The following is a 12,455-nucleotide window of genomic DNA, read 5'->3' as shown; positions in this document are numbered from 1 at the left end:
TTTCCGGCCGATAGTGGTCGGAAACTTTTCTGCAATATTTTTGAACCTTAATGAGATCAACCCTCACGATACTTTTACTTCTCTTTTGTTTTGCCACTTCGGCTCAAAACTTTCTTTCCTGGCAATACAACGATCGCTACTTTTCATTTTCGATCGGAACTGGAACTTCAACCTATTTCGGAGAGCTGAATGAAAAGAATAGCATCAGCGATGATCTCTCTCAACTCAGTTTTGGAATAGAAGCAAGATTGCTTAATCGTATTGGCGCACGTTTAGATGGCACGATATTTACCCTCTCCGGTGACGACAAAAATGCGCCGGACAGCTCTTTTCAAAGACAAAGAAACCTTTCGTTTCAGTCAAGGAACCTCCATTTTCAATTTCATGCTATCTATTACCTGAAACCTTATCAAGGTGATTATTACAAAAGGTGGACGTTTAACCCGTATCTATTTACTGGTGTAGGGTATATGAAATTCACACCTACTGCCGAGCTGGGTGGCGAACGATATAAACTCAGAGAAGCCCGTACCGAGGGAGTGGATTATAAGAAGTGGGTAACAACTATTCCAGTGGGCATAGGTGGTAAATTCAAGGTCAACGAATTTTTGAACGTCAACCTGGAAATATCCTATCATTATGCGTTTACTGACTACCTGGATGATGTCTCTGATACCTATGCATTGGAGTATCCAAACACTACCGCTGAGTTACTGGGCGATAGAAAGGATGAAATAGGTGTAGTAAATCCAGAATATTACGATCAGATTCAGCCGGGTGCCGAGCGTGGAAATCCTGACAACAGGGATAGCTTTTTACAGATCAGCCTGAAAGCTGAGATTTACCTTCCACCCGATCTCTTCTCCAGAAAAAATAAAGCCATCCTGAAAAAACCTTCGGCTTACGATTGAAACCAGGTCTTGATGCTTTTAATCACATACTCTTGCTGATCATTGATTAAGCCAGTCCCCGAAGGAAGGCATATCCCCTTATTGAAAATCTCCTCACAAACTCCATTTCCATGAAAGCTGAAATCCCTATAAGCCTGATGTAAATGAAGTGGTTTCCAGACTCTACGGGTCTCAATATTTTGTTTGTCCAAAAACTGTATCAAAGCCATAATCTCCCTCCTCTCTTCTTTTAAGGTACAGGTAGTTAACCATCTGTTTGAAAAGAAGTCAGTCGGTTCCTCTAGAAAATCAAAATAATCATTCAGTTCGCCTTTATACCGATCAAAAATCTGTCTTTTCTTATCAACGAAAGACTCAAGCCTATTGAGCTGAGCAATTCCTAATCCTGCCAATACATTACTCATTCGGTAATTATATCCCACCTCATGATGATCATATTCATTCTTGCCGCTATTTGCCTGCGTTGCAAGATGAATGGCTCGAGATTTCTCCTCTATTGTACAGATCAGGCTACCTCCTCCGCTTGTGGTTATGATCTTATTGCCGTTAAACGAAAGAATACCAAAGTCTCCTATTTGGCCGATATCCTTCTCATTAATTTTTGCTCCAAGCGCTTCTGCAGCATCCTCGATTACGATCACATTATATGCTTTAGCAACCTTAACGATCTCATCCATTTTGGCTGGCATACCGAACAGGTGAGTCACGATTATAGCCTTGGGCAACTGATCGCAATCAGCCAGATAATCGGACAATATTTTAGAATCCAGATTCCAGGTATCACCTTCAGAATCGATAAAAATAGGAATTGCTCCTTGGTAGCACACCACATTGGCACAGGCTGCAAAAGTGAAAGAGCTGACCAATACATGATCTCCACGTTCCACTCCTGACATAATCAAAGCAAGATGCAATGCGGACGTACCGGAGTTAAGAGTGACTACCTCCCTGCTTTCATACCTCCTAGCCAGATTCTCCTCAAACTCATCGATGGATGGACCAGCAGGAGCCACCCATCCACTTGCCAGTGTTTGTTGCACCTTTTTTTGTTCTTCCTCGCTCACATTGGGTGGCGATAAATATATGCGTTGGTTCTTCACCTCTTTGATGCGTATTCGCTAAAGGTAACAGTCTTTTCGTCTTTGTATGAAGTCAAGTCCCTTCTAAAAACTTCACGAATTGTCATTAGCAAGATTTTTATGTCAAAAAGGAGAGATATATTTTCCACATATTGAATATCATAATTCATGCGTTTTTCCCAATCGATTGCATTTCTACCATTTACCTGTGCCCACCCGGTGATGCCGGGCTGCACCTCATGTCTTCTTTTTTCTATCTCGTTGTAGTACTTAAGATATTCAACTAAAAGTGGCCTGGGGCCCACAAAAGACATATCCCCTTTCAGAACATTTATCAGCTGAGGAAGCTCATCCAATGAAAAAGAACGGATAAACTTTCCAAGATCAGATGTAGACGTTTCATCAAAATCAACCTCCATTGTTCTGAATTTAATCAAAGAGAAAACACGCTCATTCTGCCCTGCTCTCCGATGAATAAAAAATGGAGATTTCTTAAAATGAATGGATAAAATCACCGCGATAATGAACTGAAATGGCAGTGATGTAATCAATAAGATGAAGGCAAAAAGACGATCAAAAACCGGCTTGAATACACTCACATAAAAATTACGCCCCCACATAGTGCTAAAAATAGGCATTACCCTATTTATTTGATATTTTTCACCTTAAATAGTTTTTTAAGAAATCAATCAGCATAAATAGCCGAAGAGGCTCAACCGGTTCCATGAAAACATTTCGTTTTGTTATCTCCTTTAGTATCGCATTGGCATTAGGAATCGCCTTAAACACCAAGATAGGTTCCATTCCTCCATTGGGTAAATTCCTCAGCCCCTTTCATGGATTTTGGCAAAATGCGGAGAATGATTCCATTGATATTGAATCAGAATCCATAGAAGGAATCACAGATAGTGTAAATGTTTATTTTGATGAGTTGCTGATTCCTCACGTTTTTGCAAGTAATGAAAAAGACCTGCTCTTTACACAAGGCTATGTCACTGCCTATCACCGATTGTGGCAAATGGAGTTTCAGCTTTATTCTGCAGCAGGCAGATTAGCAGAAATCCTGGGACCTAAAATTGGGAATACAAGCCTCATAGATGTGGATAGACAAATGCGTCGTATTGGCCTGATGCACGGGGCGAGAAAATCGGAAGAGCTTTTCAAAAAAGAAGAACCCGAGATTTATGAGTTGCTTGAATCTTATAGTGCGGGCGTAAACGCTTACATTGAGTCTTTGTCGTACGCAGACTATCCAATCGAGTATAAGCTGTTGGATTACGAACCGGAAGAGTGGACTCCATTGAAATGTTTTCTTCTTATCGCCAATATGAACAATATGCTTTCACGGGGCGAACGTGATCTGGAACATACAAATGCGTTGAAAAAATGGGGACGTGAAGTCTTCGAGGTGCTCTATCCGGAAAGACCAGATGTGGTGGATCCTGTAATTCCGGTTGGAACTACGTTTGATTTTGAACCTATCAAGGTTGAAAAACCTGACGTTACTTTTCCTCTCTACTTCACAGATCCGACGATCGAAAACCCAGACCCGGATAACGGCAGTAACAGTTTTGTAGTAAATGGAGAAAAAACAGCAAATGGACGAGTCATCCTGACAAATGAACCGGATTTAAGTCTGAATCTTCCCAGCATCTGGTATATCATGCAGCTAAAATGCCCAACACTCAATGTCATGGGTGCCACCTTGCCCGGTGGTCCCGGAGTAACCATAGGTTTTAATGATTCTATCGCATGGGGGAACACAAACGCCAAAAGGGATCTGGTTGATTGGTATTACATTCAATTTAAGGATGAAACCAGGGAAGAATACTTGTACAATGGAAATTGGGTGCCCACTAAAAAAGTAATCGAGGAAATTAAAGCACGCGGATCATTCAGCTATTATGATACCATTATTTATACGCATCACGGACCTGTTGTATACGATCGGAATTTCACCAATAACAGGAGTGAAATTACCAACCTGGCAATGCGATGGACGGCTCATGATGCCAGCAAGGAAATCAAAGCATTATACCTGGGAAATAAAGCAGAAAATTATGATGATTTTGTTGAGGCATTTAGCTATTTCAGTGGTCCTCCACAAAACTATTCCTTTGCCTCCGTCAATGGGGATATCGCCCTTTGGATAAACGGTAAATTCCCAGTTAAGTGGGAAGAGCAGGGAAAGTTCTTAATGGATGGAAGTGATATCAATCAGGAATGGCAGGCTTTCATGCCTCAATCACACAATCTGCACGTGAAGAATCCACCACAAAACTTTGTTAGCTCGGCTAATCAACACGCGGCAGATACGCTCTACCCCTATTATCAATATGATTATAACTATGAATATTACAGGGGAAGACGCATCAATGATCGGTTGAGAGTGATGGATAACATTACTGTGAAAGACATGATGAGCCTTCAGCATGACAACTTCAACTATAATGCCTCTGAAGCCTTGCCCATGATGCTTGACAGTCTGGATTCAGCTTCATTTACAGATTTGGAATGGGATTACTACAATAAACTTGTCGGCTGGGATTACTTCAACAACCCGGATAGACAGGCGCCAACCATTTATGAAGAATGGTGGGGAAAACTGAACAGTAAACTCTGGGATGAAATAGACAGCAGTGAGGTTGCTGTCTATCGACCAAACTGGTACAATACAGTTGAAATACTTGAGAACAAGCCGGATTTTTTCATGATCGACAACCAGTCCACATCGGTTAAAGAATCCAGCGGTGATCTTTATCGGCAAACATTCAAGGAAACGATAGCAAGCCTGGAAGAGTACCTGGAAAAAGAAGGAAACTCTTTATTATGGTATCAATACAAAAACACAACCATTCGTCACCTTTTAAGAATTAGTCCATTCAGTGAAGGCAAAGTAAAAGTTGGTGGTAATCGATCCATTGTAAATGCTGCCTCTAGTTCCCATGGCCCTTCATGGCGCATGGTGGTGGAATTAGGAAGTGGAGAAGTCAATGCCTGGGGGGTCTATCCCGGAAGTCAATCAGGAAATCCTGGTAACCCTACATATGGGCATATGATTGACGACTGGGCAAGCGGAGAATACTACAAACTCCTTTTTGAAACATCACTTTCATCAAATCATTCAAAAATAAAGCACAGCATTACACTTAATTCAAAATAATGAAGCTAATAATCAGACTAATTGTAATAGGAGCTCTTACTTATTTTCTTTCCCCATTCTTTACATGGTGGACAGCCATGGTGGTAGCTTTTCTGGTATGTTATATATCGCCATCCTCCGGGTTAAATGCATTTGTTGCCGGGTTCCTTGGAGTAGGTCTTATTTGGATGGGACATGCCTGGAACATCGACGTGCTCAATGAGTCAGCTTTTAGCTTAAAAGTAGCTGAAATCATGCAGGTAAGTGACCCGATTCTGCTGGTTTTTGCAACAGGTCTAATTGGTGGTTTGGCCGGAGGTTTTGCTTCACTCTCCGGCACTAGCTTTCGATCTTTGTTTATAAAACCTAAACAAAGAAGTCTTTATAGTTGAATTTGACTACAATCAACTTTCCTTAACGAGAACACCATTAGCGACAAAGGAGATGGAGTTTCTCATGGAATCGTCATATTCTTTGCCTCCGTCTTCGGCATAGTGTCTGGCTACATCTTCATCTAGCACTTCCTTTTTTGCAACTCCTTCAATTATCACTTCACTTCCGCTGATATCCTTTGGAACAAAGAAACCATAATCCTTAAAGGTTACACGAACATTAGCTCCCTGATCATTCCTGAGGGTCATCCAACATCCTTTCATTTGACAAACCTCTTCGATCGTTCCCCTAACTTTAAAGTCCCTTTCTTCCTCTCCCACCTCAGCAAGAAATGAATCAATTGATAACGCATTCTCAGAGTTAATCTCAGCTCCATGATTAGCAAACTTTTCTGATGGTGCTGAACATTCAAAAGCAAGTAGAGCAATTAGTAGATACCTCATATTTAAGCATTTATTGTCGCGAAGATAATGCACCCATTAATGATGACATATTTCATAGAGAAATTTAGAATGATTATAAAAATTATTTTACATATAACTGTCTTATTACCAATAAGTTATATCTACAAAAATAATTTTTAAAAAAAATATTTTAGTTATGTGTAAAATAAATTTTTTTTCTATATTTGAACCATCATTAAAAACCTTATAGAGTTATGAAAAGAAAATTATTTACAGCCCTTGTAATTGCCGGTGCATTATCATTTACAGCATGTTCTGAAGATGCAGCTATGGAAGAACTAATTCAAGATACTGAGCTAGATGGCTCAATAGAAGGAAATGGAAATGGCGATGGGGACGATGATAAAGATGGACCTGGTGGAAATTAAACTCATCAGCGAACCTCTTTTAAAGACTTATTTATGATATAGAACAGGAGAATTTACATTCTCATCCAAAAAAAGACACCATTAGTTATTATAATGGTGTTTTTTTTTATCTTGCACCATTAAGAAACAGTTATTTTGGAATGAGGATTCTTGTTCTTGTTTTTATATTCATTTCTTATTTAGGAAATGCTTCAGCGGAAGGCCTTCAAAAAAGGATTGATGCTATCGTACAACTGAGTAAAACAGATTTTGAAGGGTCAATTTTGCTTGCTGATGATTTCCTGAATGACGCTATTTCAAAAGGTTCAGATGAAGAAATAGTGCAAGCTAATTTTACAATGGCCTATATCCTCGATGAAAATGGTGAATACGGCAAAGCAATAATTTACTATCTTGAATCCATTCGACATGCTGAGCAAGCTAGTTATGACGGGGTAAAGAAGTCATTGATTTCATTGCACAAAAACTGTGGGGTAATATTTAGAAAATTTAAGGCATTCAATTTAGCTAAAGAATATTATAGAAAAGGTTTAGAACTAGCCCACCAAGAATCGGATGAAAAACAAATTATTAGTATCAATTATAACCTCTCGGGTATTTTATTAGATGAATCCGATTATAATGGTGCTGTTACTATATTAGAACAATTGTTAAAAAGGGATGTAGAAAACTCTAAGTACTTTGATATTCTTAATAGACTTTCATATGCTTACATTCAAAATCTGGACTTTGTTTCAGCTAGATCTAAGCTTGATGAGATTGTGCTAAGAAAGGATGAGAGTCCAATCAAACTTCTTGCCTACGCATATCAAAACCTTGGTACAATAGAAAGTCTGGAGGGTAATTTTCAAAAAGCAGACGACTACTTCAATAAAGCAATCGAAAATATTACTCAATCTTCTGATCCTTTGCCTTCATCTGTTTTTAAGATTTACTTTGACAAGGCTAAAAACTTTAGTGACTGGTCAAAGCCTGGCTTAGCTATTGAAACATATGCTAAAGCAGAGAATTTAATTGGACAGATATCCCAACATCCAGAGTATTTTGAGATTTATAAAGCAATTGCAAATATTCATTTTGATTTAGAAAATTTTCAAAAATCGAAAACATATGAAGACCTCTACTCGAAAAGTGTAAATACCTATCTGTTACAGCAGGAAGAAATTCAACAAAGCGATAAACAATACAACATGGATCTCATCACAAAACGCTACTTTGATGAGGTCGCCAAACAGGAACGAATTGCGTCGATCCTTTTCTATTCAAAATTGATCTCAGGTTCTTTGCTCGCTCTTCTGCTAATGTCAGTAGGATTTAACTGGTATCAGAAAGTAAGATTAAGAAGGAGTATCGTTAGAGAGCTTATCGACTTGAAGATTTTGGATTAAACCTTCAACTTAAGTTTTTCCTTCAGAACGTTTAGCATGCCCTCTTGTCTTTCATGCAAGAGTATCAATTTGTTCTTCTGCTCTGAAGCTTCATCAATTAAAAATGACACGAGTTCTTCAAGCTCTAAGACTTCATGAGAATCAGGCTGCTCTAAACGCATTTTTATAAAAAGTTCCCTGATTCGTGCCTGGAGATTTACATGAGTTGGTGCGAACTCCTTTGATGTCACGATATCATCATTCCACATCGACCCATCACCTTTGATAAGCCAATCTGCATTTAGCTTATCATACGTTTTTAGGATATTAAGAATGAGATCAAAGCTTGGCTTGCTTCTTCTCCCCTTGATGATATTGAATATGACCGTAACGCTTACTTCTAAACTTTCTGAGAAAGAAGTAGGATTCATATCTAGAACCCTGATCAGCTTGTGGATACGATCATTTATCATGTGATAAAATTAATAAATTGTTTTAAATCATAAAAAAAAGAAGGGTGCCCTTTTGGGACCCTTCATCATTAAGAACCAGCTATGGAAAATAGATACTCACTATCTATACTCGAATTTATATGCTTTTAATTACCTAACAAAGGTTTTTTAATTTTTTTTTATCATTTGATAATACAAAAGCGGTATTGGGAATTATCCCTAATTTCCGACGAAACATTATAACTTAACGACTAACTTCCCTACGGACTCTCTGGATTCCATAAATGCATGTGCCTCAGGTAGATTTTCGAATTGAAAAGTTTTCCCAACCACTGGCTTTAGATTATGCTTATTTACGAAATCATACAACTCATCCCAGATATCTGCAGTCAATTTTTCATTTTCGGTTAAATAGCCAATATGAGATGCATAAACTCCTTTGCTCTCCATAGCCATCTTCATCATGTTCACTTTTGGTGCATCCAGGTGGGTTTTCACCCATGAAAAAGGATTCCATATTTTGAGGTTCATACTTGCAAAACCGATAACAACTAAGCGCCCGAATGAATCCAGCAGCCTCATACTCTTTTTGAAGACGTCTCCACCAACAGTTTCTAAAACACAGTTTACCTTTCCTCCGTCATTTATTATCTCCTGATAAAAATCCTTTTCTCGATAATTTATTGGTGTACCTCCTAATTCCTTTATTAAATCCAACTTGTATCCCCGACTCGCAGTACCATATACTTTGCAGCCCAGAGCCTTACCTATTTGTACCGCTGCAGTACCCACACCACCAGCCGCCGCTTGAATCAAAATGCGCTCACCCGATTCCACTCTGCATAGCTTTTTAAGTGCCACCCAGGCAGTCATAAAATTTACGAGAAAAGCAGCGTTTTCTTCCTCCGTATAGTTCTCAAAGGCAGGAAAACACAAGTGCTCAGGGGCACAAACATATTCAGCATAAGAACCATACTGCTGCCCAACAATTACCTTATCTCCAACCTTAAATTTAGATGAATCCTGGCCCAACGCTACAACCTCACCACAACATTCCATCCCCATCACATATGGCTTCTTTGGAGCCCAGCTATACTGACCTTTCCGGGACAATATTTCAGCGTAGTTAATGCCAATGGTTGACACTTTAATCTTGATTTGGTTTGACCCAGGGGATGGTTCGGGTATATTTCCCATTTTTAATACCTGTGGTTTACCTGTTTTTCTTAATTGATAGGCTTTCATTGCTCAATTCAGTTCGTCTTAATTTGTAGGCAATTTAAACCTTAGGATTCACGTCTCGAAAAAGCTTTGGCTATTTGCTGTCAAGAAACAATAATCAAAAAAGCCCACCTCATAAAAACGAGACAGGCTATAGTAGAGTCACGAGTTGGTATCGTGATATATATGAAGAGAAAATTAGTTTCTGTTATTAACCAGATACTTAGTAAAGCTATTCCCATTGATACTGGTGTACTTCGCATCAATATCATCTCTAACCTCCAGACCCGCTATATCAAAATCACCACGGGCCTTCATGTATTTAATGTTCCATGATTCTTCAAATACCGCATTTTTAAAGCTTACACCTTCATCAAACTGTGCGTATTTAAATGTGGCATCATCATCAAATCGTGTATTTGAAAAGTCAGCACTTTCATCGAATTCGGCATACTTAAAAGTTGTTTCTCGTTGAAAATCAGATCCGGAAAAATTCACCTTTCCATCAAAATCTGAGTACTTGAACATGGCATTTTCATTGAACTTGCAACCGGAAAAAATCACATTCTTATCAAAATCGGCAACAAACGTATAGCCGGAAGGGTCATCATGAATATACGCGAGCACATCATCTCTAAATGTGCAGTTCTTAAATGAAATCGAAACATCAATGGATTCCTCCACTGTATTTGAGTTCCCGTTATTCCACCATTTTGATTTCTTGGGTAGATCCGGCAGCTTTTCGGACATGTATGTAAAATCTAGTTCCCCTACAATTGTCGTGTTCTCATAGCTAATGTCCTTACCTTCTCTAATATCCTCCATGATTTGAGTTGCGTCAACAGTTTGTTGAGCAAAACCTCTTAATAGAAAAAGACTAAAAAGAATCAGCATTGCGATTCTTATTTTGGTTGATTGTGAAGCTGAAAGTTCCATGTCGTTTTACCAGGTGTTTGAATATATGATGCAGTGCATTTGAAAAAGTTGCATCGTCAATAATAATACTCGGAAAGGAAGAGATGGTTACTCTAAACCAGAGATCGGTTAATAACAGTTCTAAATGGAGGCTATATAAATCCAAAAGGCGAGGGACACTCGCCTTTGGGTTGGTGTGGCCTGTACAATCCATAAATCGCAAGGTCCAAGCTAACCACCTGATGGACTTAGCTGTTTGCTAAACCCATATTTAAGTTAGTCTTTTATCGGGTAGAATCAAAGAGAAAATAACATTGTTTATGCTTTACTACACCCGTTCTTGTTCATCCAGAGATTTACCAATTTCTTTTATTACATCATCAAGACTGGTAGCAGATACCTTTACAATATCCATCAATTCCCCTGCCGTAATCTGGTCAGTTTTATCTTCCAAATGCTGAATAGCTCCCAAAATATTGGCAAGTGGAGCTCTTACCATATGAGAGTTCATGAAAGCGTACTTTTTAAGCTTCTTATTTCTTTCCTCGATATCTCTCGTGCGCTCTTCCACTACCTTTTCCAACGATCCATTCATTGCCTTTAGCTGACTAATCAATTCAACTACCTCTCTGTTTTTAGATCTAAGCCTACTATATGACCTGCCCAGAAGATTATACAATAAAGAAAAACAAGCGACCAGGGTGATGGTAAAAATGATACCAGCAAATGCATATGGTAAATAAGGTATACTCGCCTCATACGAGCTTCCAACAGATTGTGTACCATAAACCGTATCAATACAAATAGTAGCCAATATCACCACTAGCCATATATGGGACGTGCGTAAGTTGCCAAAAATGAACGCTAATAATGGTATAGAAACCATCCAGTAAATAAAGACATGAAACACCCCCGGCAACATGAAAAAGCTGACCTGAAACATCAAATACAAAACGGCTAACTGGAGATTACCGATTAGTCTTGTATTCACACCTCTTTTTGCCAATATCAAGAGAAGAATATTCACAACGAGTAATGGAATAATGAGCGGCATGGAGGTGGCCTTCAAATCCACTATGTATTCACCCAAAGCCAAAAGTCCCGTTAGAATGGTGAGTATTAAAATAGTGATGAATTGGACTCCTTCAGATTTTGGAACTTTATAATCCTTCAGAAGCCAGTCCTTAAGTCTTTCTTGCATATTTCACATAGCTGATGGAATCAACCAATATATAGAGAATATTAAAAAGTCCCTAAAAAGAATCTGATAAGAAATGAAATAAAAAGTCCGCACCGTACTGGTGCGGACTTAGTCTATGTAAATAAGTATGAAGAGATTTTTAGCGTGTAATCAAATTGATCACATGCAATATTTTAAGATTAAAGGAGGGTTTCTGCATATGCTCTAAGGATGAACATACCTATCAGAATAAGCATCCCAATCCGGATTTTTACTGAAGAAGATTTAGATAATTCCATGGCGGTGGATCGTTTTTGTATGTGATTACAATGCAAAGATGAACTACATAACGGAAAAGTTGCAAGCCTGTTTCTAATATTCATAAATTCTTAATAAAGATTGAATCACAAAATATTAATTTAACAAGTTGTTAATAATCACCAATACACAATATTTTATTCTTTAAAATAATTTCTCATTCATCTCGTTTGGCAGTGTCCTTTGAAGGCAGAATTAAATATTCTTACACTTTCCTTTTTAAGAGTGAATGAATATTCAATATTATTTTGAACACTTCGACCAAACCATGAATTATATAGATATGAATATTCAAGTAACACCAGTAAACTTTAATGCTAGTCAGGATTTAATCTCGCACATGAGCAATCATTTTGAAAAACTCTCCAGGTATAATGATCAAATCACTTCTATGGATGTGTATCTGGAATCTATTCAGGATGAGAAAGCGGATAAATTAGTAAAGCTGAAAATATTAACTCCGGGGCATGAGCTTTACATTCAAAGCAACAGCTCCGATTTTGTATCGGCAGCACAGGACGTCTACGAGCGAATGAAGCGACAGCTAGTGGATCAAAAAGAAATAGATAAAGACTACAGGCAAAAAAGGCCTGATAAAGCCTAATAAAAAAGCCCTTGCTAAAGCAAGGGCCAACTCAAAATACC

The 12,455-nt window shown here is 38.4% G+C and carries 13 protein-coding genes; 6 read left to right on the top strand and 7 right to left on the bottom strand.

What is annotated here, in order from left to right; translation table 11 throughout:
- The first annotated feature begins 50 nt into the window (after positions 1-50).
- Positions 51-911: a DUF6089 family protein gene (locus ACOQON_RS05455; RefSeq protein WP_420577915.1), complete on the top strand. Its 861-nt coding sequence runs from the start codon at positions 51-53 to the stop codon at positions 909-911.
- Here the strand turns inward: ACOQON_RS05455 and ACOQON_RS05450 are convergent.
- Together ACOQON_RS05450 and ACOQON_RS05445 are read right to left on the bottom strand one after the other, a co-directional pair.
- Entirely contained in the window at positions 902-1,975 is a 1,074-nt protein-coding gene (locus ACOQON_RS05450) for an aminotransferase class I/II-fold pyridoxal phosphate-dependent enzyme (RefSeq protein ID WP_420577914.1), read from the bottom strand. The genes ACOQON_RS05455 and ACOQON_RS05450 overlap by 10 nt on opposite strands.
- A 32-nt stretch (positions 1,976-2,007) precedes the next feature.
- Entirely contained in the window at positions 2,008-2,628 is a 621-nt protein-coding gene (locus tag ACOQON_RS05445; protein WP_420577913.1) for a sugar transferase, read from the bottom strand.
- Between the two features lie 86 nt (positions 2,629-2,714).
- Between ACOQON_RS05445 and ACOQON_RS05440 the strand changes: the two genes are divergently transcribed.
- Positions 2,715-5,153, top strand: coding sequence for a penicillin acylase family protein (locus ACOQON_RS05440; protein WP_420577912.1), 2,439 nt, complete (start codon positions 2,715-2,717; stop codon positions 5,151-5,153).
- Positions 5,153-5,524: a hypothetical protein gene (locus tag ACOQON_RS05435; protein WP_420577911.1), complete on the top strand. Its 372-nt coding sequence runs from the start codon at positions 5,153-5,155 to the stop codon at positions 5,522-5,524. The genes ACOQON_RS05440 and ACOQON_RS05435 overlap by 1 nt, the downstream gene beginning before the upstream one ends.
- Before the next feature lie 12 nt (positions 5,525-5,536).
- Here the strand turns inward: ACOQON_RS05435 and ACOQON_RS05430 are convergent, their stop codons facing one another.
- A complete protein-coding gene (locus ACOQON_RS05430; RefSeq protein ID WP_420577910.1) occupies positions 5,537-5,968 on the bottom strand; it encodes a DUF4920 domain-containing protein in 432 nt (143 codons plus the stop codon).
- A 215-nt stretch (positions 5,969-6,183) separates the two neighbouring features.
- Between ACOQON_RS05430 and ACOQON_RS05425 the strand changes: the two genes are divergently transcribed.
- Together ACOQON_RS05425 and ACOQON_RS05420 are read left to right on the top strand one after the other, a co-directional pair.
- On the top strand, positions 6,184-6,357 hold the full coding sequence (locus ACOQON_RS05425; protein WP_420577909.1) for a hypothetical protein: 174 nt from the start codon (positions 6,184-6,186) through the stop codon (positions 6,355-6,357).
- A gap of 263 nt (positions 6,358-6,620) precedes the next feature.
- Positions 6,621-7,745 (top strand): hypothetical protein, encoded by a 1,125-nt coding sequence (locus ACOQON_RS05420; protein ID WP_420577908.1) that lies wholly within the window; start codon positions 6,621-6,623, stop codon positions 7,743-7,745.
- On the opposite strand, the gene ACOQON_RS05415 is transcribed toward ACOQON_RS05420, so the two are convergent.
- The 4 genes from ACOQON_RS05415 to ACOQON_RS05400 all read right to left on the bottom strand — a co-directional run bounded on the left by ACOQON_RS05415 (position 7,742) and on the right by ACOQON_RS05400 (position 11,513).
- Positions 7,742-8,197, bottom strand: a complete 456-nt coding sequence (locus tag ACOQON_RS05415) for a hypothetical protein (RefSeq protein WP_420577907.1) — start codon at positions 8,195-8,197, stop codon at positions 7,742-7,744. The genes ACOQON_RS05420 and ACOQON_RS05415 overlap by 4 nt on opposite strands.
- A gap of 216 nt (positions 8,198-8,413) precedes the next feature.
- On the bottom strand, positions 8,414-9,421 hold the full coding sequence (locus tag ACOQON_RS05410; RefSeq protein ID WP_420577906.1) for a quinone oxidoreductase family protein: 1,008 nt from the start codon (positions 9,419-9,421) through the stop codon (positions 8,414-8,416).
- A gap of 174 nt (positions 9,422-9,595) precedes the next feature.
- A complete protein-coding gene (locus ACOQON_RS05405) occupies positions 9,596-10,291 on the bottom strand; it encodes a pentapeptide repeat-containing protein (RefSeq protein ID WP_420577905.1) in 696 nt (231 codons plus the stop codon).
- Positions 10,292-10,640: 349 nt separating this feature from the next.
- Positions 10,641-11,513: a DUF2070 family protein gene (locus tag ACOQON_RS05400; protein ID WP_420577904.1), complete on the bottom strand. Its 873-nt coding sequence runs from the start codon at positions 11,511-11,513 to the stop codon at positions 10,641-10,643.
- A 580-nt stretch (positions 11,514-12,093) separates the two neighbouring features.
- Here ACOQON_RS05400 and ACOQON_RS05395 point away from each other — a divergent pair.
- Positions 12,094-12,414, top strand: a complete 321-nt coding sequence (locus ACOQON_RS05395) for an HPF/RaiA family ribosome-associated protein (RefSeq protein ID WP_420577903.1) — start codon at positions 12,094-12,096, stop codon at positions 12,412-12,414.
- The last annotated feature ends 41 nt before the right edge of the window (positions 12,415-12,455 follow it).

Source organism: Ekhidna sp., from assembly GCF_965221965.1.
GTDB lineage: Bacteria > Bacteroidota > Bacteroidia > Cytophagales > Cyclobacteriaceae > Ekhidna.
Note: the sequence above shows the minus strand (reverse complement) of the source record. Positions and strands in the feature narration are given on the sequence as shown.